The following is a 21,304-nucleotide window of genomic DNA, read 5'->3' as shown; positions in this document are numbered from 1 at the left end:
CGATGCGTGTCCTGCTCGTGACTTCGCCGCATCCGGAAGCGTCGTGGCTGCACAAGGCGTTGCAGGAAAGCGGGCACAGCGTGCAGCGCGCCGACGATCCGCGCGACGGCCTGTTCCTCGCCTCGCAGGAGGCGTTCGACGCGATCGTCGCGACCGCGTTCGAACCCGGCAGCGATGCCGCGCTGATCGCGATGCTGCCGCGTTTCGTTGCCGACGGCGGCGGCGCCGCGCTCGTGGTGCTGATCGGCGAGGCGTCGGCGCGCGAACGCATTCATGTGCTGCGCGCGGGCGCCGATGCGTGTTTCTGCGCGCCGTATTCGTTCATCGAACTGCACGAACGCATGCAGGCGCTGCAGCGGCTCGCGGGGCCGCGCGATGCGGACCGGCCGGTCGCGCGTGCGTCCGCGGTCGAGACACTGGCGCGCGAACTCAAGGACGGCAAGCTGCGCGTGGCCGTGACGCGCCGGGAATTCCTGCTGCTCGAATGCCTGATGCGCCATCCGAACGCGCCGGTGCCGCGCGACCAGTTGATCCGGTATGTCTGGCAGGACAAGGAGGATGTCGATCCATCGAGCGTCAATCTCGTGGTGTCGCGGCTGCGCCGCAAGCTCGCGCGGCATCTGCCCGACGTCCGCATCGATACGGTGAGCCGCTACGGCTATCAGGTAACGCTGCCGGACGCCTGAGCGCGCGGTTCCGGCCGCGCGACGAACATGACCTGACGGGCGCCCTGCCACCGGCAGCGCGCCCGTCTCGTTCGTTTACGAGCCGAAGAACGGCACGCAGAAATCGGCCGGGCCGACGCAATCGCCGGGGCCGTCGGGCCGCGCGGACGCACAGCCGGACAACACGACGCAGGCAGCCATCGCGAGGAGCGCGAGACGGGCAGAACGAGCGAACAACGAACGAAGCTTCATGGATGGCGAGCAATCGGGAGGACGCGCGGTGTCGCCGCTCGCGGCGCGGGCCGCATGAGCGGGGCGCCGCGCCCGGCCGCACCGTCACGCGTCTCAATGCGCATAGAGCGTGGAGTTCAGGTACTTGAGCTGCCCGTCCTGTTCGGCCTGCACGAGCTCGGCATGGACTTCGGCGCGCGTCTTCTCGTGGATCGGCTGGCCGTAAGGCGGCACCCACTGGCCGGCAGCCTGAGCGCCGGGCGCGCCGTCCTTGGTGGCGGCCGGGGACATGTGGATCGGCTGGCTGCCGGTCAGTGCAAACGCGGGAGCGGACAGCGTGCCGATCGCGGCGAGCATGGCGGCGGCGACGATGTTGGCGGTTTTCATGTCGGGAGTCCTCATGATGATTGACTGGGTTCATCCCCCCGCGCGGCGTGCGGGTGCCGCGCGCGGGTTGAGGACAAGCATAGAGGAGGGACGTTAGCGGATCGGCATGCACAACGTGAAAAGAAATTCATGCACCGGCGCGCGTTCGCGCAGACATGAAGCAGGTATGTCGTGAAGATGAAGCGGGTTTCATTTTGCGGGCCGTTTCGATAACGGCGCTGTCATGCCCGCTGCCTAAATTGGGCGCCATCGCATCGCGCACGAGCGGCCACGCCGCCCGCGGCGGCGATGCGATCGGACCGATCCACTCCAACGAAACCATCATGAAGACATATCTGGCAATTCCGGCGGCGGTCGCATGCCTGCTTGCGAGCGCGGCGCATGCGCAGAGCAGCGTGACGCTGTACGGCACGATCGACGCGGGCCTGGACTACATCAGCAACCAGAAATCGGCCGCGGGCGCGGGGCCCGCTTATGGCGTGCAGAGCGGCAACGTCAGCACGTCGCGCTGGGGGCTGCGCGGCAACGAGGATCTCGGCGGCGGCCTGGCGGCCGTGTTCACCGTCGAGAACGGCTTCAACGTCGCGAACGGCAAGTTCGGCAACGGCGGCGACGTGTTCGGCCGCCAGGCGTGGGTCGGCCTCGCGAGCCGCCAGTGGGGCACGGTGACGCTCGGCCGCCAGTACGATTTCCTGGTCGACTTCGTCGCGCCGCTGTCGGCGACCGGGTCGGGATTCGGCGGCAACCTCGCCGATCATCCGTACGACAACGACAACCTCGCCAACGACACGCGCATGAACAACGCGGTGAAGTTCCGCAGTGCGAACCATGGCGGCTTCACGTTCGGCGGCGCTTACGGATTCAGCAATCAGGGTGGCGGGTTCAGCAACGACAACGCGTACAGCGTCGGCGCGCAGTATGCGAACGGTCCGGTCGCCGTCGCCGTCGCGTACCTGCAGTCGGACCAGCCGGGCGGCGTGAACAAGCCGCGGAACACCGGCGGTTCGCTGAGCAGCTCGGATGGCGATGCGATGCTGGCCGGTGGCCGCTGGCGCACGTTCGGCGCTGGTGCGCACTATGCGTTCGACCATGCGACGGTCGGCCTGGTCTATACGAGAACGATCCTGAACGACCCGCGAGAACTGTCGCAAGGCGGGTCGTACGGCACGGTGAACGGCCAGTTGCTGACCTTCAGCAACTACGAACTGAATGCGCGCTATTGCCTCACGCCGGCTTTCTCGCTGGGCGGCGCCTATACGTTCACGCAAGGCCGCTTCGACGAGGCGGGCCGCAGCATCGCGCCGAAGTGGAACCAGTTCATGCTGCAGGCCGACTATGCGCTGTCGCGCCGCACCGACCTCTATCTGGAAGGCGTGTACCAGCGCGTGACGGGGGCGGACGGTGTCGCGGTGCTCGGCCACGCGGGGATCTTCAACCTGGCGGCATCGGGCAACGATCGTCAGGCGGTGGTCGCGGCCGGTATCCGTCACAAGTTCTGAGCGGTCGGGCCGACGTAAAAAACGGCACCCGTCATCGCGACGGGTGCCTTGAAATGCGACACGCCTCGTTCATGCCGCAAGGGATTCAGTTCATTGAAGGGGCGGCGTCGCGGCCGGCGCCTGCGCACCGGATGCGGCTTCATCGGTCGACCACCCGCCGCCCAGCGCGGCGATCAATCCCACCGCCGCCAGTTGCCGGCGCGTGTCCAGCTCCAGCATCGCGATCTTCGTATCGAGTTCGGTGGTCTGCGCCGTCACCACGTCGAGATAGCTGACGACGCCGTCCCGATACCGCGACATCGACAGTTGCAACGTGCGCTCGGCCGCGTCGAGGGCCGCCTGCTCGCGCTCGGCTTCGTCGCCCAGGTGGTGCGTGAGGGCGAGGTTGTCTTCTACCTGCTGGCACGCGTCGAGCACCACTGCGCGGTATTTCGCGCCGTTCTCGGCCAGCTGCGCGCGCGCCTGGTCGGTGAGCGCCTGGCGCCGGCCGCCGTCGAACAGCGTCAGCGCGAGGCTCGGCCCGATCGACCAGATCTCGTTCGGCGCGCGGAGCCAGTGGCCGAGGCCCGAACTCTGGTAGCCACCGACCAGCCCGAGCGTGACGTCGGGGAAGAACGCCGCGCGCACCACGCCGATCTTCGCGTTGGCGGCGGCCATGTGGCGCTCGGCGGCCGCGACGTCGGGACGCCGCTGCAGCAGCGTCGCGGGAATGCCGGTCGGGATCGTCGGCAGATAAGCCGCGTTCAGGGCCGGCGCCAGAGAGAACGACGATGCCGGTACGCCCGTGAGCGTCGCGATCGCGTGCTCGTAGAGCGCGCGCCGCGCCCGTACGTCCTCGGCCGACGCGCGGGCCGAATCGAGCTGCGTCCGCGCGCGCGACACGTCGAGATCGGACGCGATGCCGCCTGCGTGCCGGCTCATCGTCAGGCGCAGCGCGCGCTGATACGTGTCGATCGTGTCGGCCAGCAGCTGTTGCTGCTGATCGAGCCCGCGCAGGCTGAAGTACGCGCTCGCGAGGCTGGCCTGCAAGCTCAGTCGGACCGACGCGAGATCGTCGGCGCTGGCCTGTGCGTCGGCGCGCCCGGCCGCGACTTCGTTGCGGACTTTGCCCCACAGGTCGAGGTCGTAGTCGAAGCCGGCGTCGAGCGTGTTGTCGCCATAGACGTTCGGCTGGTTCGAGCCGCGCAACGGCCGCATGGCCGACTGACGGTTGCTCGAGACCTGCGCGCCGAGGCCGATGGTCGGGAACAGGCCCGAGCGCGCCTGATCGAACAGCGCGGTTGCCTCGTCGTGGCGGGCCACGGCCGCGGCCACGTCGGGGTTGGCCGCGGCCACCCGTGCTTCGAGCCGGTCGAGCACGGGATCGCGGAACGCCTTCCACCAGCCGTCGCGCGCGATGCGGTCGGCCGGCTTCGCGGGCTGCCAGCCGCCCGCTTCCTTGAAGCTGGCCGGCAGCGCGGGGTGCGGCGCATGATAGGCAGGTGCGAACGAGCACGCGCAGAGGAACGCGACGCCGGCGAGCGTCGCGCAAAGCCGAAGCCGGTTAGCCATGCGCACGCTCCGTATCGCGCGCGGCCGACGCGACGGTGCGAGCCGGCGCCGCGAGCCTGACCGGATCGCCGGCGGCGAGCGAGTCGGGCGGGTTGTCGATCACGCGATCGTCCGGCGCGAGGCCGGTCGCGATCTGCACGTGCGTGCCGAGGTCGGTCGCGATCGTCACGGGCTTGAATACCGCGCGATCGTCCTTGCCGACCACGGCGACCTGCAGGCCGGCCTGCCGGAAGATCAACGAACTGGCCGGAATCGTCAGCACGTGGCTGCTGCCGGCCGGCAGCGCGAAATGCACCTCGGTGTATTCGCCGGGAATCAGCTTGCCGTCGGGGTTGTCGACCATCAACTGGACGAGCAGCGTGCCGGTCGAATCGGCGATCGAGTCGTCGGTGTCGGCGAGCGTCGCCCGGAAGGTCTCGCCCGGATGCTCCGGCACGGTCAGTGTGGCCGTCATGCCGGGCCGGATCGCGGCGGCCTCGTTCTGCGGCACGCTCACGTAGACGCGCATCCGGTGCACGTCGGACACGGCAAACAGCTCCGGGCCGGCGCCGCCGCCGGCCGAGATCAACTGGCCGATGTCGGTCTTGCGCGCGGTGACGACGCCGTCGAACGGCGCGACGATGCGCTTGAACGCCTCCAGCGCCTCGAGGCGCCGCACGTTGGCCTCGTTGGCGGCGACGATAGCCTGCTTGGCCGCGAGGTCGCTGGTCTTCTCGTCGGTTTCCTGCTGCGACACCGAATCCTGCGCGAGCATCCTCGTCCAGCGCGCGGCCGTGGAAGCGGCAAGCTTCTCGTTGGCGAGCGAGCTCTGCAGATCGGCGCGCGCCTGCAGCAGTTGCTGGTCGAGCTCGGGCGTATCGATCAGCCCGAGCAGTTGCCCCGACTTCACGTGCGCGCCGATATCGGTGTACCACGCATGCAGGTAGCCCGACACCTGCGCATGGATCGGCGCGCTCTCGAATGCGGACAAATGGCCGGGCAGCACGAGCGTGGCGCCGTCGCCGCCGGTCGACGGCGTGTACGCGACCACGGTCGGCACCGCTTGCTCGGCGGACCAGGTCGTCATTTCCTGTTTCGCGTGCGCGCGGCCGATGATGCCGGTCGCCACGATGCCGACCGCGATCAACGCGGTGAGCGTGGCGACGAGCTTGAGGTTGGGCAGCCGTTTCGGCGACTTGATATCGATCTCAGTGGACATGGGAAGCTCCGGACGCGGAAGGGGAGTAAGCGCGGGAACCGTCGTGCTTGAGCGCATCGCGCCGATGCACGAGGCTGAACACGACGGGAACGAAGAACAGCGTCGCGATCGTCGCGCATGCGAGGCCGCCGATCACCGCGCGGCCGAGCGGCGCGTTCTGCTCGCCGCCGTCGCCGAGGCCGAGCGCCATCGGCGCCATGCCGATGATCATCGCGAGCGCGGTCATCAGCACCGGGCGGAAGCGCGTGAACCCGGCTTCGAGCGCGGAGGCCAGCGCGTTGCCGGTTTCGGCCAGGCGCTCACGCGCGAAACTGACGACGAGGATCGAGTTGGCGGTGGCGACACCCATGCACAGGATCGCGCCGGTCAGCGCCGGCACCGACAGCGGCGTATGCGTGGTGAACAGCATCCAGACGATGCCGGCCAGCGCCGCCGGCAGCGCCGAGACGATCACGAATGCGTCGGCCCACGAGTGGAAGTTCACGACGATCAGCAGGTAGATCAGCACGATCGCGCCCACGAGGCCGAGCAGCAGGCCGGCGAACGCGCCGTTCATGGTCTGCACCTGGCCGCGCAGCGTGACGGTCGAGCCCTTGGGCACGTCCTTCGCGGTGGCCTTGACGATATCGTCGATGTCGGCCGCGACCGCGCCGAGGTCGCGCCCCTGGGTGGTCGCGTAGATGTCGAACAGCGGCTCGATGTTGTAGTGCGACACCACCGCGTTGCCGACTCCGCGCGTGATCGTGGCCAGACCGCCCAGCAACTGGGACTGGCCGTTCGCGCCGGTGACCGGCAGGTTCTTCAGTGCCGACAGCGTGGTCATCCGGTACTGCGGCGTTTGCGCGACGATCGGATAGGACACGCCGTTGCGCGGGTTGAGCCAGTAGGTCGGGTCGACCTGGCTGGTGCCGGCCAGCGTCGCGACCACCGAGTTCGTCACGTCCTGCTCGGTGATGCCGAGCTGGTCGGCGCGCGTGCGGTCGACCGTCACCGTGAATTGCGGATAGGTGCTGGCCTGCTGGATGCGCGGGTCGGCGACACCCGCGATCAGGCGCAGCTTGCGGTACAGCTCGCGCGCATAGGCGAGATTGGCCTGCTGGTTGGGGCCGGCCACCTGCAGGTCGACCGGGGCCGGTGCGCCGAAGTTGAGGATCTGGCTGACGATGTCGGCGGGCAGGAACGAGAACGTGGTGCCCGGATAGGCGCGCGGCAGGCGTTCGCGCAGCGTGCGCACGTAGTCGGCGGTCGGCGCGTGATCGCGCGACAGCGAGATCAGGATGTCGCCGTCCTGCGGCCCGAGCGTGCCGCTGTTGTTGTAGGTCAGGTTGATCCCGCTGTTCGGCAGGCCGATGTTGTCGATCACTTCGCGCAACTGCGCGGGCGGAATCACGCCGCGGATCGTGTTTTCGATGCGATCGAGTTCGGCGGCGGTTTCCTCGACACGCGTGCCGACCGGCGCGCGCACGTGCAGCGCGATCTCGCCGGAGTCGATGGTCGGGAAGAAGTTGCGACCGAGCGACGGTGCGAGCAGGAAGGACGCGGCCACGATGCAGAGGAAGGCGACGACGAACGGCTTGCGGCGCGTGAGCGCGAGGCCCAGCAGGATCCGGTACGACGCGCGCACGGCTTCGAAGCGGCGCTCGAATGCACGCTGGAAGCGCACCAGCGGATTGCGCGACGGCGGGACCTCGTGCGCGCCGGCATGGCCCGCGTGCGGATCCATCACCGCGGCCAGTTCGCCCGACGCGTGGCCGGCCGATGCGTGCGGCTTGAGCAGGTATTGCGCGAGCATCGGCACGAAGGTGCGCGACAGCACGAACGACGACACCATCGAGAAGATCACCGCCTTGGCCATCGGCACGAACAGAAAGCGCGAGATGCCGTCGAGCATCAGCATCGGCACGAACACGATGCAGATGCACAGCAGCGAGACGAGTGCCGGCATCACGATCTGTTTCGCGCCGTCGACGATCGCGGTGCGCGTGTCCTTGCCCTGTTCGAGGTGCCAGTTCACGTTCTCGATCGTCACCGTCGCATCGTCGACGAGGATCCCGACCGCGAGCGCGAGGCCGCCGAGCGTCATCACGTTGAGCGTCTCGCCGGTGGCCGCGAGCAGCGCGATTGCCGACAGCACGGCCAGCGGGATCGACGCGGCGATGATCAGCGTCGAGCGCCACGAGCCGAGGAACAGCAGGATCATCAGCGAGGTCAGCGCGGCGGCGATAATGCCTTCGCGCGCCACGCCGCTCACGGCGCCGTTCACGAAGGTCGACTGGTCGCCCATCGTGACGAGCTTCAGGCCCGGCGGCAGCGTCTGTTCGACCAGCGGCAGCTTCGCCTTCACGCCGGCGATGATGTCGAGCGTCGATGCGGAGCCGTTCTTCAGGATACTCATCAGCACCGCGCGGCGGCCGTCCACGCGCACGATGTTGCCTTGGGGCGGGTAGCCGTCGCGCACGTGGGCGACGTCGCGGATATAAATCGTCGTGCCGCCGACCGACTTGATCGGCAGGTCGTTCAACGCGTCGAGCGAGAGCGGGCTGTTGTTGAGCTTGATGTTGTATTCGAAGCGGCCGATCTTCTGCGTGCCGGCCGGGATGATCTGGTTCTGCTGCGCGAGCGCGTGCGCGACGTCCTGCGCCGACAGCCCTTTCGACTGCAGCGCCTGCGGGTCGAGGTCGATCTGTACTTCGCGTGTCTTGCCGCCGTACGGCGTCGGAATCGCGACGCCGGGCACCGACAGCAACTGCGGCCGAATGAAGTTGACCGCGTAATCTCCCAGCTTCTGTTCGTCGAGCGTGTTGCTGGTCAGCGCGATCTGCAGCACGGGCACGGTCGACGCGTTGTAGTTGAGGATCTGCGGCGGCGTGGTGCCGGGCGGCATCTGCTTGAGCACGGTCTGCGAGATCGACGTGACCTGCGCGGTCGCCGTGCGGATATCGACGGTCGGCTGGAAGAAGATCTTCACGATGCCGTAGCCGCGGAACGATTGCGACTCGATATGCTGGACGTCGTTCACCGTCGTGCCGAGCGTGCGCTCGTAGTACGTGATCACGCGTCCGGACATGTCATCCGGCTGCAGGCCGGCGTAGTTCCACACGACGCTGATCACCGGAATGCGGATGTCCGGAAAGATGTCGATGGGCGTTCGGATCGCCGCGAGCGGGCCCGCGATCAGGATCAGCAGCGCCAGTACGACGAACGTATAGGGCCGCGTGAGCGCGAGCCGGACAATTTTCAGCATGAGGTGCTGCTCCGTTCAAAAGCGTCGTGAAGAAGAGCCGGACGTGCGCGTCTTCGGGAAAATACCGATGCGTATCCGATGACCGCATTCTGCGGAGCAGCCCCTAACAGCGGGTCGCTAAAAAGATGAAACAAGTTTTAAGTGGCGGACGGACTCAACCGAGCAGGTAGCCCGAGCCGCGGATCGTGCGGATCAGCGGCGCCGCGCCTGGCCGGTTCACCTTCTTGCGCAGGCGGCCGACGTGCACGTCGATCAGGTTCGTGCCGGGATCGAAACGGCACCCCCACACGGCTTCGAAGATCATCGTGCGCGTGAGCACGCGGCCGGCGTTGCGCATCATGAATTCGAGCACGCGGCATTCGGTCGGCAACAGCGCGAGCTCGTGCACGCCGAGCGTCGCGCGTCGCCGCACCAGGTCGAGTTCCAGCTCGCCGGCGCGCAGCACCGTGTCGACGTGCGTGCCGCGCGGCCGCCGGCGAATCAGCACGTCGATGCGCGCGCACATTTCTTCGAGCGAGAACGGCTTGACGAGGTAGTCGTCGCCGCCGGCGCGCAGCCCCTGGATACGCTGATCGACGTCGGACATCGCACTCATCACGAGCACCGGCGTATCGAGGCCGACGCCGCGCATCGTCGCGAGGATCGTCAGCCCGTCGAGGTCGGGCAACATGCGATCGAGCGTCACGACGTCGTAGTGCGCGCTCATCGCGCGGGCCATGCCGTCTCGGCCGGTGCGCGCGACGTCGATCTGGTGGCCTTCGGCACGCAGCGAGTGCGCGATGCGATCCGCGGTCAGCGGATCGTCTTCGATCGTCAGGATATGTGCCATGGCGTGCGCGACCCGACGAAGTCACGCAGCGGCAAGCTGCATGGCGATGCGCCCGGGCGTGCGATAGTGGTCGACCACGTAGTCGATGAAGCTGCGCACTTTCGTGGACAGATAATTGCGGCTCGGGTAGAGCATCGAGATGCGGCGCCGGCCGCCGTTCGCTTCGTAGCGTTCGAGAATCGGCACCAACGTGCCGCGTGCGAGATCGTCGGCCACGAGCGGATGCGGCAATTGCGCGATACCCATGTGATTGAGTGCCGCGATCCGCACCATCGTGTTGCTGGTCGATGCCAGCGCATTGCCGGTATAGATGCGGCAGGCGCCGTCGGTAGCCGAGAACTCCCAGTTGCGCGCGGCGCCGTTCGACACGGTCAGCAGGCTGTGCGTATTCAGTTCGACCGGCTCGACAGGCGTGCCGTGCCGCGCGAGGTAGTCGGGGGATGCGACGACCACGTCGCGCACGCTCGTCAACGTCCGCGACACGAAGGTCGAGTTGACGAGGCGGTGATCGTCACAGAAGCACACGTCGTAGCCGCCTTCCACCATGTCGACCTGGATATCGAACGTCGTCACGTCGAATCGCACGCGCGGATGCGCGATGCGATACGTGGACAGCAGCGTGCACAGCCCGGCCGCAACCGAGGTGGCCGACGCGGCGATGCGCAGCGTACCGTGCGGATCGCGATTGACCTGCGCGAGGTTCGATTCGATCTCGTCGAGCTTCTCGATGATCGCGCGGCAGCCGTCGAGATATTCGCGGCCCGGCTCGGTGAGCGACAGGCTGCGCGTGGTCCGGTTCAACAGGCGCATGTTCAGATGGGCCTCGAGCATGCCGACGCTGCGCGTGACCGCGGCGGCCGACATGCCGAGCTGACGTGCGGCGAGACTGAAGCTCGACAACTCGACCACACGCGTGAAGACACGCATCGCTTGCAGTTGGTTCATGATCGGCGAGGAGTGGATTTGCCGGAAATACGGGGCGGCGCGTCCGTCTTCGGCGGGCTGCGTCGACGCATCGCGCTGCGCCTGCGGGGGCGGGCAGCGAATCCATTATGGAAGGCACGCGGGGGCGGGACGCTAAAAAAACGGTGCTGGCCGGATGAAATTTCGTTTAGAAAGCGGTGGAGTCGGATGGACGACAGCGCGACGCGCTTTCTGAAGATTTCTAAAAAAAGATTCATGCATGGATCACAAATCTTCAGGCGGCCAGCCTGTACCGAGGTCGATAATGAGATCTCGTAACCGCGGCAAGGACGACGAAGATGGCACAACCGTTGAGCATCAAGATGATCGAGGAGCACGGCAAGCTCGTCGTGCTGATGTCGATCGAGCGTGGCGCGGCAGTACTCGATCCGGAAGACGTGGACGCAGTCATCCAGTACTTGAGCCTGCTGCGCGCGTCGATGCGGCCCGCGGTGCCGGAACGTCCGCCGCACGAGCAGCCATTCGTGACCGAAATGGACCCCTGCTGGTATGCCGAACGCCATCCGCTGCAGGGCGGCGCGGTGCTGTTGCTGCGTCACAGCGGGCTCGGTTGGGCAAGCTTCGCGCTACCGCCGCACAGCGTTGAGCGGTTGCACGGTTCGTTGACGCAACTGCTCGAGGACGAGCGGCAGGCGATCGGCCTGCCTCACTGAAACCAATCTGCGTCGCGACGGGCTGGCCTTCAGCGACGTCGCGACGGCGCGGTGCGGTCGCCGCCCGTACGTGAACGCTGCCTTCCGGCGCGGACCGCGGCGCGTGTTACCCGCGACCGACGAACGGCATCGCGGTCGCCATGATCGTCATGTTCAGGATGTTCGTATCGAGCGGCAGATTCGCCATCTGGACGATCGCGTTCGCGACATGCGCGACGTCCATTCGCGCTTCCGGCGCCAGGCTGCCGTCCGCTTGCGGGACGCCTTGCGTCATCCGTTCCGTGAGCGACGTGGCCGCGTTGCCGATGTCGATCTGGCCGCACGCGATGTTGTACCGGCGACCGTCCAGCGCGAGCGACCTGGTGATCCCGGTCACCGCGTGCTTGGTCGCCGTGTACGCGATCGTGTCGGGGCGCGGCGCGTGCGCCGAGATCGAGCCGTTGTTGATGATTCGGCCACCCTGCGGCGTTTGCGCCTTCATCAGCCGCCACGCGGCCCGCGCGCACAGAAAGACGCCGGTCAGGTTCGTCGCGACGACGCTGTTCCATACGTCGAGTTCGTAGTCGCCGAGGGAAACGACCGGGGCGTTGCGGCCGGCGTTGTTGAACAGGACGTCGAGCCGGCCGAATTGCCGTGCGATCTGCGCGAACGCGTGGTCGACCGATGCTTCGTCGGTCACGTCGGCGGGAAATACCTGCGCGTCGCCGCCGGCGGTGCGGATGGCGTCCCGCGTTTCGCGTAACGACGCCTCCGTGCGTCCGAGCAGCGCGACGGTGAAACCGGCCTGGGAGAGCGCGACGGCCGCTGCGCGACCGATGCCGGAGCCGGCGCCCGTGACGGCGGCGAATTTCTTCGAGTCAGACATGGCTTGATTTCCTGCGGGTCGAGTAGGGGAGGCAGGCGACGACCGATGGCATCGCCACTTTGGCAATGTAGTCGAAATGCGGCGGGTACGGATTCAAGCGACATCGTGAAACGCACGCTGGATACCGTGGCTTTCGCTCAACGGGGAGCCGAGCGAGCGGCAGGGCGGAGCAACGCCCCGCCGGCCGTCACTTCACACACTCCAGCGCATACTTCAACCCCGGCCCGAGCAACCCGCGCCACACGTCCCACATATGCCCGCCGTCGACGATGCGCAGCTCGGCCGGGTTCTGCGCCCGGCGCAGCTGTGTGTACAGCACGCTCGATTCCGCCTGGATCGTCAGGTCGTCGTCGCCGGCCGCGATGAACATCGGCACGCGCCAGTTGCGCGCGAAATAGCCGCGCAGCAGCGCCGGGTAGTTGAGCTCGTGCCATACGCGCGGATCGAACTGCCGGTCGCCGAACACGCCGACGTAGCGCGCGGCGGAATTGAGCGGCGGCTCGTTCGCATAGATCGCGGGGCTCAGCAGCATCGCGCCGCAGAACAGCCCCGGCTCGAGCAGCGAGAAGCGCAGCGCGCCGAAGCCGCCCATCGACACGCCGCCGATCGCGCGCCCCGCGCGCTGGTTCGACACCGCGAAGTGCGCTTCGACTTCCGGCAGCAGGTCGTTGAGGAACGCGCTCTGCATCTTCTCCTTGCGGTCGACGTACCAGTCGGTGCCGCCCTGCGGCATCACGATCACGACGGGCGGGATGTCGTGGCGTTCGATCAGCGTGTCGGCGGTGGCCTGCAGCCGGCCCTGCGTGACCCAGTCGTTGGCGTTGCCCGCGTTGCCGTGCAGCAGGTACATCACCGGGTAGCGCGCGCCTTCCGGGTTGTAGCCGGGCGGCAGGTAGACCGTGTACGACCAGTCGCGTTTCAGCGACGGGGAGCGGAACGTGCGCAGCACGACGCTGCTGCCCGGATTGACGGATGGCTCCTGCGCGGCCGACGGCGTCGTCGCGGTCTGCACGGCCGGCGGCGCGGGCGATACCGAGGGCCCGGGCGTGGGCGGCGTGGCATGGGCGGTGGCGATGGCGCCGGCGATCAGGGCGAGGGCGAACGGAAGGGCGAGTCGGCGCATGGCGAATCGTTTCAGGAGAGGCGCCGGCTATCGTCGCAGCGGCGCATGACGGCGCGGCGCGTCATGGCCGCGAACGGAACGGCAGCCGCGCGACGAGCGGCCCGTAGAGTTTGGCGACGAGATACAGCAGCCCGATCGCGACGGCGTCGGCGGCCAGCCCGAGCGGCACGTCGAGATAGCCTTCGGTCGCCTGGTAGAGCAGCGAATCGACCGCGAGCGAGATGCCGGTGCCCGCGACGAAGCACAGCAGTCCCTGCCGGCCGATCGTGCCGATCCACGGCATCGCGTGCGCGACCTTCTTCATCCAGCCGAGGTGCACGAGCTTGGCGGCGAGCCACGCGATCGCGAGGAAGTTCACGAGTCGCAGCGCGCCGAGGTTCTGCTTGATCGACGGATCGGTCGGGAACGGCTCGATGCGCAGCCGGTAGTATGCGCCGGCCGCGACGACCGCGAGCGACGCGGCCGTCAGCAGCCAGCCCTGCGGCCTGGGCGCGAGGGTCTGGTAGACGGGCTGGCAGCGCGCGATCACGCCGAGCACGAACAGGAACTGCCACGCGAACGGGTTGAAATCCCACGGCGCGCCTTCGACGGTCGGCAAGAAGCGCGCGACGTGCGGCGCCGCGTACCACAGCGATGCGCTGAACGCGAGCATCAGCCACGGCTGCGTGCGCGCGAGCGGCAGCGCGAGCGGGACGAGCAGCGCAAAGAACGCGTACATCGGCAGCACCGACGCGAGGTACGGCTGGCGGCGGAACAGCAGGATGTCGCGCAGCGCGGCGAGCGGCTTGTGCAGCAGCCCGTCGAGATCGTTGGTCGGCATGTTCGGGCCGTCGATCGCCAGCGCATTCAGCGCGGCGGTGATCAGCAGCATCAGGCCGGCCGTCACGAGGAACGCGCGGTAGATCTCGAACGCACGCCGGATGAAGCGCTGGCGCGCGGCGGCTTCGTCGTGCCGCTCGGCGAGCGAGTTGTACGCAATGGCGGTCGCGAAGCCGCCGAGGAACACGAACACCTCGGCCGCGTCGCACAGCGCGTACGCGTGCAGCGTCACGCGCGACAGGATGCTGCCGCCGATGTGGTCGACGACGATGACGAGCAGCACGAGGCCGCGGAAGAAATCGAGCTCGGCGTAGCGGCCGGCCCGGGCCGGCGCGGTCATCGGAGCGCCTTTCGGCGCGAGCCGCGGGCACGGCCGGCACGCGCCGCGCATGAATCGGGGTCAAGCATGACTTCGTGAAGAAATGGCGAACGGATGCGCATTGTGCCACCGATGCGGCGCCCATCGGGTTTACGCGGATGGCGGGCCGGCCTGCCGCCGCCGACAAGCGCGGTCGGGCCGTGCGCGCAACCCGGCAGTTGGACGAGCGCAACGCTTTGCGCGCGATGACCGGTACCCGATGGACGGACGATTTCCGACGTGACACCATTTTGTCCTCACGCGGCCGCACACCGCGTCGTCCGCCCTGCGGGCCACACATACAACAGATCGAACATGCGCCGGGCGTTTGGCCCGCCCGGCCCCCGGCTCCGGAGATTCGTCATGAAGAAGCACGCCATTTTTGCCGCCGCGCTCGCCGCTTGCGCCGCGCCGGCCTTTGCCGAGAACAGCGTGACGCTGTACGGCCTGATCGACGAAGGCTTCAATTACACGAACAACGTCAACGTCAATGGGGTCGGAAAGACCAACTACCAGCTCGCGAGCGGCTATGCGCAGGGTAGCCGGTGGGGCCTGAAGGGCAGCGAGGATCTCGGCGGCGGGCTGAAGGCGATCTTCACGCTGGAAAACGGTTTCGACGTGAATAACGGCCGGCTCGGCCAGGGCGGCCGCATGTTCGGCCGTCAGGCGTTCGTCGGGCTGTCGGAGTCGCGCTTCGGCACGCTGACCTTCGGCCGCCAGTACGATTCCGTCGTCGACTATCTCGCGCCGCTGACCGCGAACGGCAACTGGGGCGGCACGCTGTTCTCGCACCCGTTCGACAACGACAACACGGACAACTCGTTTCGCGTCAACAACACGGTCAAGTACGCAAGCCCCGACTGGAACGGCCTGACGCTGGGCGGCACGTACAGCTTCAGCAACAGCACGGGCTTCTCGAACAACCGCCAGTACAGCATCGGCGCGCAGTATTCGCTCGCCGGGCTGCAGGTCGCCGCCGCCTACCTGCAGGCGAACAATCCGGGCATCGGCAACGCGGGCGCGATCGCGGCCGACGACGCGAACTTCGTCGCCGATCGGCTGCGCATCTTCGGCGGCGGCGTCAACTATACGTTCGGCCCGGCCACGGTCGGCTTCGTCTATACGAAGACCGACGTGAAGAACCCGGTATCGACGGTCTACCTGCCGGCGTCGACGTTCGCCGGCCTCGGGCTGACCGCGACGAAGTTCCAGAACTTCGAGGTCAACGGCAAGTACCAGCTCACGCCCGATTTCTACCTCGGCGCGCAGTACGTGTACACGGACGGCAAGTACGACGCCGCGGCCGGCTCGTTCAAGCCGAAGTACCACACGGTCGGCCTGATGGCCGACTACAGCCTGTCGAAACGCACCGACGTGTACCTGCAGGGCGCGTGGCAGAAGGTGGCCGGCGACAAGACGGGCACGGCGGCCGACGGCGGCTACGTCGTCGGGACGGACGGCCCGTCGTCGTCGTCGAACCAGTTCTCGGTGCGCGCCGCGATCCGCCACAAGTTCTGAGTGCGCCGCCGTCGGCGCGCATGTCCCGGCACGGCCGCCGTCAGTCCGCCCGGTGCGTGCCGCCGAGCGTTTGCGCGAGCCAGTCGACGAAGATCCGCACGCGCGGCGCCAGGTGCCGGCCGGTCGGGAACACCACCGCCACGGGCAGCGGCGCCGCATTCCATTCCGGCAGCACCTCGACCAGCGAACCGTCGGCGAGCAGCGGCGCGAGCCCGTCGCGCGGCGCCTGGATCAGCCCGAGGCCCGCGACGCAGCACGCGAGATACGCCTGCGAGCTGTTGACCGACACGACGCTGTGCATTTTGACGGTGCGCATCTCGCCCGAATCCATGTCCGCATATTCCCAGTCCAGTTCGCGGCCCGTGCGGCTCGAAAAATAACCGACCGCGACGTGGTCCGGCAAATCGTCCGGCGAGCGCGGCGTGCCGTGGCGCGCGAGATAGGCGGGCGACGCGCAGTTGATCTGGGCCATCTCGCCGACGCGCCGCGCGACGAGCGACGTGTCGGACAGCACGCCGACCCGCACCGCGCAGTCGATGCCGTCCGCGACGAGATCGACGAAGCGGTCGGTCGTGCTGATCACGATGCGCAGGTCGGGGTAGCGCGCGTGGAAATCCGGCAGCGCCGGAATCACGTGATTCAGCGCGAAACGTTCGGGCAGGTCGACGCGGATCACGCCGCGCGGCGACGCGCCGGCGTCCTCGAACAGCGTTTCCGCGTCGTCGAGATCGGCCAGCAACCGCACGCAGCGCTCGTAGTAGGTCGCGCCCTCGGCGGTCAGCGCGACGCGCCGCGTCGTGCGCTGCAGCAGCCGGACCTTCAGGTGCTTTTCCAGATACTGGACGGCGTTGCTGACCGTCGGGCGCGGCAGCTGGAGTTGCTCGGCCGCTTTCGTGAAGCTGCCGAGATGGGCGACGCGCGCGAAGATGCGCATTGCTTGCAGATGGTCCATGCGGGCGAGAACCTTGGCGGGAAAGGAACAGGCTCCATTGTTAATCAGCGTCGAATGGTTTGGTGGAGCGTTTCGCGTTTATCGCGCGGCGTCACGCGGCCAGAATCCGTTCCATCCACTCACCATTTGAAGGAAACGGACATGGACATGCGTCAACTGGGCCGCACGGGCCCGCAGGTATCGGCGATCGCGCTCGGCTGCATGGGGATGTCGGATTTCTACGGGCCGGCCGATCGCGACGAAAGCATCGCGACGCTGCACGCGGCGCTCGACCACGGTATCACGATGCTTGACACCGGCGATTTCTACGGGATGGGCGACAACGAGATGCTGATTCGCGACGCACTGCGCGGCCGTACGCGCGACCAGGTGCGGATCAGCGTGAAATTCGGCGCGCTTCGCGATCCGGCCGGCGGGTTTGCCGGCTACGACGCGCGGCCCGCGGCGATCCGGAACTTCGTCGCGTATTCGCTGAAGCGGCTCGGCACCGATTACCTCGACATCTATCGCCCGGCCCGCGTCGATCCGGCGGTGCCGATCGAGGAAACGGTCGGCGCGATCGCCGATCTCGTGAAGGCCGGGTACGTGCGCCATATCGGGCTGTCCGAAGCCGGCGCGGACACGATCCGCCGCGCGGCCGCCGTCGCGCCGATCGCCGATCTGCAGATCGAGTACTCGTTGCTGTCGCGCGGGATCGAGGCCGAGATCCTGCCCGTGTGCCGCGCGCTCGGCATTGGCGTGACGGCCTACGGCGTGCTGTCGCGCGGGCTGCTCGGCGGGCGCTGGACGGCGGCGCGGCAGGGCGAGCGCGATTTCCGCGCGGCGAGCCCGCGCTTCCAGGGCGAGAATCTCGCGCACAACCTCGCGCTCGTCGACGCGCTGCGCGCGATCGCCGACGAGAAGGGCAGCAATCCGGCGCAGGTCGCGATCGCGTGGGTACTGTCGCGCGGCGCCGACATCGTGCCGCTGGTCGGCGCCCGCAAACGCACGCAATTGCAGGACGGTTTGCTGGCGACTGAATTGCAACTAACGGTCGAAGATCTCACGCGTATCGAAGCGGCGGTCCCCGCCGGGGCGGCTGCCGGCGAGCGTTATCCGGCCGCGCAGATGGCGCACCTCGACAGCGAGCAGGGCCGGGGGTGATTCACGGGGCCGGATCGACGCGCCTGAGCGCTCCGTCCGGCGAGCCCGAGCCAGCCTCAGGCAAAACCAGATGGCGGGCGGCATGGCAGGCAGGCACCATCGGCGCCGTACTCAACGGACGGAATGCCTCCATGCAAATGCATACGCTGACGATCGTCGTGCTGGTTTTCCTGCTGGCCGGCGCGGTGAAGGGCATGATCGGGCTCGGGCTGCCGACGATCGCGATGGGGCTGCTGACGCTCGCGATGCCGCCGTCGGCCGCGGCAAGTCTGCTGCTCGTCCCGTCGTTCATCACCAACGTGTGGCAGCTGTGGCTCGGCCCGTCGTTCGGCGCGCTGCTGCGCCGGCTGTGGCCGCTGCTCGCCGGCCTGACGGTCGGCACGCTGACGGGCGGGTTGCCGGCGCTTGCGGCCGGCAGCACTTGGACGCACGCGGCGCTCGGCGTGGTACTGGTGCTTTACGGGCTATGGGGGCTGGCGGCCGCACGGCTGCCCGCGCCGGGGCGCCACGAAAAATGGCTGTCGGCCGTGGTCGGCTACCTGACGGGCGTCGTGACGGCCGCGACCGGCGTGTTCGTCGTGCCGGCCGTGCCGTACCTGCAGGCGCTGCGGCTGTCCAAGGACGATCTGATCCAGGCGCTCGGGCTGTCGTTTACCGCGTCGACGATCGTGCTCGGCCTGCAGTTGCGTGTGACGGGCGCATTGCAGACGGTCGATCTCGGCGTGTCGGCGCTCGCGCTCGTGCCCGCGCTGGCGGGAATGGCCGGCGGCCAATATGCGCGGCGCGTGATGAGCGAGAAGATGTTCAAGCGTTGCTTCTTCGTCGGGCTGATCATGCTCGGCGCGTATATGGCGGGGTCGGGGTGGGGGTGAACGTGCGCCCGAACGCTGAATGATCCCGAAGCCGGTTTCGGCAACCGGCTTTGGGAACGGTCACGAGGTGGTGGTCGTGCCGCTTACGCCGGATCGGCGTACCTCAGCGTCCACCCGACGGTGCGGGACGCGCCCGCGCCGAGCGCGAACGGCTTCGTCGTGCACGCGAAGTTCGAATGCAGTTGCCCGATCGGCGTCGTCGACAGCGGATTCGTCGTGCCGTTCGCCGTGTCGAAGGCGGACAGCGCGCAGCTGTCGAAGCCGGACGTCGCATAGCCGGTCGCCGCGCTGTTCGCGTACGTCACCGACATCCCGTCGCCATTGGCCTGCGTCGACGCGAAATCCGCAAACGACGTGAAGTCCGTCTCCACCGCGAGGTTGCCGGCGAGCGTGCCCGAACTCAGCGTATCGGTGCGCGAAATCATGCCGTGCGCGAACGTCAGCACCGTGTGCACCTGCAGGTCGAGATCCGTCGTGTAGGCCGCGTTCTTCGACGCGAGCCGGAACTTCGTCGTATCGAACGACACGATCACCTGGCCGTTGCTCTGCTGCACGTTCAGGTTCTTGTAGTACGTGACGGGAATGTAGGTTTTCGCGTTGTACGTCACCTGTGGCAGCAGCAGCGCATAGCCGAGGTCGGTCGTGCCATAGATCAGCTTGTCGGAGAACGGCACCGGGTAATACGGCGTGTACGCGTTGTAGTCGGGCGCCTGGCTGAGATTCAGGTTGATCACGCGCCGGCCGTCGCGCACGGTGAGCAGCGCCGCGCTGTACGGATGCGCGGCGTCGCCCGGCTGGTTGTACCAGGTGAGCGTGTAGCGCGGCAGCGCGTCGAGCCACGCGCGGTAGTCCGCATCGGCCATCGGCGGCTGGCCGCCGAAGCCGAGCTTGTTCCACCACGCGTTCACGTACAGATACTGGTGCAGCAGGCTGAAGTTCTCGCCCATCACGCGCGGCTTGCCGCGATACGTATCGGTGCCGCGGCCCTTGACCCACATGTTCACCGACGGCGTCGGCAGCGCCGGGTCGTACCAGTACGTGTCGAATCGGCGCGCGGCCTGGTAGATGAATGCATACGCGACCTGTTTCTCGCGATCGGTCAGCACGCCGGCATTGGCCGCGGCCGTCAGCACTTCCATGAACGCGGAATCGCCGTACGGGCCGATCGAGCGGCCGTAGTTGAAGCCCTGGCCGTCGGTGTTCAACTGCGGCAGGATCAGATCGACCGACTTGCGCAGATAGCCCTTCAGCTCCGGCGTGAGGTTCGCTTCGTTGCCCATCTCGAACGTGCGCTCGACCACTTCGCCGATCAGCAGCGTGCTGTAGCGGTCGAAGCGCGCCTGGTCGTAGTAGGTCGTGTGCGTGTTCGACGCTTCGTCGGAGAACCCGCCCGACGAGTCGTTGCGGATGTGGTTCGTCAGCGTGTACAGCAGCGCATCGCGCGCGCTCATCGTCGCGACGGCCGGATCCGTCTTCGACGCGAACGACGGGCTGCTCCAGCCGAGCTTCTGGCGCAGCCCGGCGATGCCGTAGGACACCGCATAGTAGTTCTGCGCGGTGTTGAGCGACGCGATGTCGATCGGCGTGCCGGCGGCCGGGCACGTACTGGTCTTGCCGCTCGCATCGGGGCCGAACATGTCGCAGAAGGTAAGCCGCTGCTGCAGCGTCGCGAGCATCGCGTCGCTGAAGACTTCGTTGAGCATCCCGTGGGCCTTCAGGTTGTTCAGCGCGACGAGGTAGTAGTACTCGCCCCACGACGTGTTCGCATACGCGTAGTTGCCGCCCGACTGCGCCATCATCGCGGTCGTGATCGTCTGGTACGTCGCGAGGTAGCTCGCGTATTGCGGGTCGTTCTTCGCCTTCATGTCGATCAGGATGTACGACAGGCCGAGCGCGAGCTTGCCGGGCAGGAATTTGTCGCCGGTGTTCGTGTCGAGCACGTGGACGGGCGTGCCGTCGCCGAGATCCATCACGACCTGCGTGAAGTCGGGCGATTTCCGGATCAGGTCGAACAGCGCGCGCATCTGGCCCATCATCGTGGCCGGAACGTTCGTGCCGGCCGGCACGCTGGTGTCGGGCGCGCCATAGACGAGCGCCTGCAGCGAGTTTGGCGCGAGCGCGGGCGGGGTGGACGAAGGGGGCGGCGCCGGCGTGTCCGTTACGTCGTTTCCGCCGCACGCGGTGACGAGCACGACGGAAAGGGCGCTGAGCGCGGCGCCGAGCGCGAATCTGCTGCGCGGATGCATGGTGTCTCCAGTTTCGAATAGTGATGAAGGACGGGCACGGGTCGCCGTTGCCGCACTCGGGGCCCGTACCCGGCTTCCGCCTTGCAATCCTGATTCCCTGAAGACGGATGGCCTGAATCACACATCGAGCGGGCGAGCGTTCCCCCGGCGCGGGCCGTGACTGGCGT

At 67.7% G+C, this 21,304-nt stretch carries 18 protein-coding genes; 6 read left to right on the top strand and 12 right to left on the bottom strand.

What is annotated here, in order from left to right:
- Window positions 1-2: 2 nt before the first annotated feature.
- A complete protein-coding gene (locus QZM15_RS03860; RefSeq protein WP_059639624.1) occupies window positions 3-686 on the top strand; it encodes a response regulator transcription factor in 684 nt (227 codons plus the stop codon).
- A gap of 75 nt (window positions 687-761) precedes the next feature.
- On the opposite strand, the gene QZM15_RS03855 is transcribed toward QZM15_RS03860, so the two are convergent.
- Window positions 762-902, bottom strand: coding sequence for a hypothetical protein (locus tag QZM15_RS03855; protein ID WP_302105843.1), 141 nt, complete (start codon window positions 900-902; stop codon window positions 762-764).
- Between the two features lie 108 nt (window positions 903-1,010).
- The gene (locus QZM15_RS03850) at window positions 1,011-1,283 is read right to left on the bottom strand and encodes a DUF4148 domain-containing protein (protein WP_059584951.1); all 273 of its coding nucleotides are present in this window, start codon (window positions 1,281-1,283) and stop codon (window positions 1,011-1,013) included.
- A 323-nt stretch (window positions 1,284-1,606) separates the two neighbouring features.
- Here QZM15_RS03850 and QZM15_RS03845 point away from each other — a divergent pair, with 323 nt between their 5' ends.
- Window positions 1,607-2,782: a porin gene (locus QZM15_RS03845; RefSeq protein WP_302105842.1), complete on the top strand. Its 1,176-nt coding sequence runs from the start codon at window positions 1,607-1,609 to the stop codon at window positions 2,780-2,782.
- 90 nt (window positions 2,783-2,872) lie between these two features.
- Here QZM15_RS03845 and QZM15_RS03840 read toward each other — a convergent pair whose 3' ends face one another.
- From QZM15_RS03840 to QZM15_RS03820, 5 genes are all read right to left on the bottom strand, one after another.
- Window positions 2,873-4,333: an efflux transporter outer membrane subunit gene (locus QZM15_RS03840; protein WP_302105841.1), complete on the bottom strand. Its 1,461-nt coding sequence runs from the start codon at window positions 4,331-4,333 to the stop codon at window positions 2,873-2,875.
- Window positions 4,326-5,531 (bottom strand): efflux RND transporter periplasmic adaptor subunit, encoded by a 1,206-nt coding sequence (locus QZM15_RS03835; RefSeq protein ID WP_059639622.1) that lies wholly within the window; start codon window positions 5,529-5,531, stop codon window positions 4,326-4,328. The genes QZM15_RS03840 and QZM15_RS03835 overlap by 8 nt, the downstream gene beginning before the upstream one ends.
- Window positions 5,521-8,775: an efflux RND transporter permease subunit gene (locus QZM15_RS03830; RefSeq protein WP_302105840.1), complete on the bottom strand. Its 3,255-nt coding sequence runs from the start codon at window positions 8,773-8,775 to the stop codon at window positions 5,521-5,523. The genes QZM15_RS03835 and QZM15_RS03830 overlap by 11 nt, the downstream gene beginning before the upstream one ends.
- A gap of 154 nt (window positions 8,776-8,929) precedes the next feature.
- The gene (locus QZM15_RS03825) at window positions 8,930-9,604 is read right to left on the bottom strand and encodes a response regulator transcription factor (protein WP_302105839.1); all 675 of its coding nucleotides are present in this window, start codon (window positions 9,602-9,604) and stop codon (window positions 8,930-8,932) included.
- Window positions 9,605-9,625: 21 nt separating this feature from the next.
- Window positions 9,626-10,549: a LysR family transcriptional regulator gene (locus QZM15_RS03820; RefSeq protein WP_302105838.1), complete on the bottom strand. Its 924-nt coding sequence runs from the start codon at window positions 10,547-10,549 to the stop codon at window positions 9,626-9,628.
- Between the two features lie 317 nt (window positions 10,550-10,866).
- Between QZM15_RS03820 and QZM15_RS03815 the strand changes: the two genes are divergently transcribed.
- Window positions 10,867-11,241, top strand: coding sequence for a hypothetical protein (locus tag QZM15_RS03815; protein ID WP_302105837.1), 375 nt, complete (start codon window positions 10,867-10,869; stop codon window positions 11,239-11,241).
- A 106-nt stretch (window positions 11,242-11,347) separates the two neighbouring features.
- On the opposite strand, the gene QZM15_RS03810 is transcribed toward QZM15_RS03815, so the two are convergent.
- From QZM15_RS03810 to QZM15_RS03800, 3 genes are all read right to left on the bottom strand, one after another.
- Window positions 11,348-12,106: an SDR family oxidoreductase gene (locus QZM15_RS03810; RefSeq protein WP_302105836.1), complete on the bottom strand. Its 759-nt coding sequence runs from the start codon at window positions 12,104-12,106 to the stop codon at window positions 11,348-11,350.
- 187 nt (window positions 12,107-12,293) lie between these two features.
- Window positions 12,294-13,229 (bottom strand): esterase family protein, encoded by a 936-nt coding sequence (locus tag QZM15_RS03805; protein ID WP_059639615.1) that lies wholly within the window; start codon window positions 13,227-13,229, stop codon window positions 12,294-12,296.
- 61 nt (window positions 13,230-13,290) lie between these two features.
- Window positions 13,291-14,388, bottom strand: coding sequence for an OpgC domain-containing protein (locus tag QZM15_RS03800; protein WP_226223056.1), 1,098 nt, complete (start codon window positions 14,386-14,388; stop codon window positions 13,291-13,293).
- 381 nt (window positions 14,389-14,769) lie between these two features.
- Here QZM15_RS03800 and QZM15_RS03795 point away from each other — a divergent pair, with 381 nt between their 5' ends.
- Window positions 14,770-15,924 carry a porin gene (locus QZM15_RS03795; RefSeq protein WP_060310814.1) on the top strand — a complete coding sequence of 385 codons (1,155 nt, stop codon included), beginning with the start codon at window positions 14,770-14,772 and terminating at the stop codon, window positions 15,922-15,924.
- 40 nt (window positions 15,925-15,964) lie between these two features.
- Here the strand turns inward: QZM15_RS03795 and QZM15_RS03790 are convergent, their stop codons facing one another.
- Window positions 15,965-16,876, bottom strand: a complete 912-nt coding sequence (locus QZM15_RS03790) for a LysR family transcriptional regulator (RefSeq protein ID WP_089465608.1) — start codon at window positions 16,874-16,876, stop codon at window positions 15,965-15,967.
- Between the two features lie 141 nt (window positions 16,877-17,017).
- Here QZM15_RS03790 and QZM15_RS03785 point away from each other — a divergent pair, with 141 nt between their 5' ends.
- Both QZM15_RS03785 and QZM15_RS03780 read left to right on the top strand, forming a co-directional pair.
- Window positions 17,018-18,019 (top strand): aldo/keto reductase, encoded by a 1,002-nt coding sequence (locus QZM15_RS03785; protein WP_302105835.1) that lies wholly within the window; start codon window positions 17,018-17,020, stop codon window positions 18,017-18,019.
- Between the two features lie 131 nt (window positions 18,020-18,150).
- The gene (locus QZM15_RS03780) at window positions 18,151-18,891 is read left to right on the top strand and encodes a sulfite exporter TauE/SafE family protein (RefSeq protein WP_302105834.1); all 741 of its coding nucleotides are present in this window, start codon (window positions 18,151-18,153) and stop codon (window positions 18,889-18,891) included.
- 83 nt (window positions 18,892-18,974) lie between these two features.
- Here the strand turns inward: QZM15_RS03780 and QZM15_RS03775 are convergent, their stop codons facing one another.
- A complete protein-coding gene (locus QZM15_RS03775; protein WP_302105833.1) occupies window positions 18,975-21,137 on the bottom strand; it encodes a hypothetical protein in 2,163 nt (720 codons plus the stop codon).
- Between the last annotated feature and the right edge of the window lie 167 nt (window positions 21,138-21,304).

This window comes from Burkholderia sp. AU44665 (assembly GCF_030504405.1).
GTDB lineage: Bacteria > Pseudomonadota > Gammaproteobacteria > Burkholderiales > Burkholderiaceae > Burkholderia > Burkholderia semiarida.
The sequence above is the reverse complement of the archived record's forward strand: the minus strand, read 5'-3'. Positions and strand labels throughout refer to the sequence as shown.

What these genes read in the sequence shown, in the direction of transcription:
- QZM15_RS03860 (WP_059639624.1), top strand. Translation starts at nt 3, where the DNA reads ATGCGTGTCCTGCTCGTGACTTCGCCGCATCCGGAAGCGTCGTGGCTG.
- QZM15_RS03850 (WP_059584951.1), bottom strand. Translation starts at nt 1,283, where the DNA reads ATGAAAACCGCCAACATCGTCGCCGCCGCCATGCTCGCCGCGATCGGC.
- QZM15_RS03845 (WP_302105842.1), top strand. Translation starts at nt 1,607, where the DNA reads ATGAAGACATATCTGGCAATTCCGGCGGCGGTCGCATGCCTGCTTGCG.
- QZM15_RS03840 (WP_302105841.1), bottom strand. Translation starts at nt 4,333, where the DNA reads ATGGCTAACCGGCTTCGGCTTTGCGCGACGCTCGCCGGCGTCGCGTTC.
- QZM15_RS03835 (WP_059639622.1), bottom strand. Translation starts at nt 5,531, where the DNA reads ATGTCCACTGAGATCGATATCAAGTCGCCGAAACGGCTGCCCAACCTC.
- QZM15_RS03830 (WP_302105840.1), bottom strand. Translation starts at nt 8,775, where the DNA reads ATGCTGAAAATTGTCCGGCTCGCGCTCACGCGGCCCTATACGTTCGTC.
- QZM15_RS03825 (WP_302105839.1), bottom strand. Translation starts at nt 9,604, where the DNA reads ATGGCACATATCCTGACGATCGAAGACGATCCGCTGACCGCGGATCGC.
- QZM15_RS03820 (WP_302105838.1), bottom strand. Translation starts at nt 10,549, where the DNA reads ATGAACCAACTGCAAGCGATGCGTGTCTTCACGCGTGTGGTCGAGTTG.
- QZM15_RS03815 (WP_302105837.1), top strand. Translation starts at nt 10,867, where the DNA reads ATGGCACAACCGTTGAGCATCAAGATGATCGAGGAGCACGGCAAGCTC.
- QZM15_RS03810 (WP_302105836.1), bottom strand. Translation starts at nt 12,106, where the DNA reads ATGTCTGACTCGAAGAAATTCGCCGCCGTCACGGGCGCCGGCTCCGGC.
- QZM15_RS03805 (WP_059639615.1), bottom strand. Translation starts at nt 13,229, where the DNA reads ATGCGCCGACTCGCCCTTCCGTTCGCCCTCGCCCTGATCGCCGGCGCC.
- QZM15_RS03800 (WP_226223056.1), bottom strand. Translation starts at nt 14,388, where the DNA reads ATGACCGCGCCGGCCCGGGCCGGCCGCTACGCCGAGCTCGATTTCTTC.
- QZM15_RS03795 (WP_060310814.1), top strand. Translation starts at nt 14,770, where the DNA reads ATGAAGAAGCACGCCATTTTTGCCGCCGCGCTCGCCGCTTGCGCCGCG.
- QZM15_RS03790 (WP_089465608.1), bottom strand. Translation starts at nt 16,876, where the DNA reads ATGGACCATCTGCAAGCAATGCGCATCTTCGCGCGCGTCGCCCATCTC.
- QZM15_RS03785 (WP_302105835.1), top strand. Translation starts at nt 17,018, where the DNA reads ATGGACATGCGTCAACTGGGCCGCACGGGCCCGCAGGTATCGGCGATC.
- QZM15_RS03780 (WP_302105834.1), top strand. Translation starts at nt 18,151, where the DNA reads ATGCAAATGCATACGCTGACGATCGTCGTGCTGGTTTTCCTGCTGGCC.
- QZM15_RS03775 (WP_302105833.1), bottom strand. Translation starts at nt 21,137, where the DNA reads ATGCATCCGCGCAGCAGATTCGCGCTCGGCGCCGCGCTCAGCGCCCTT.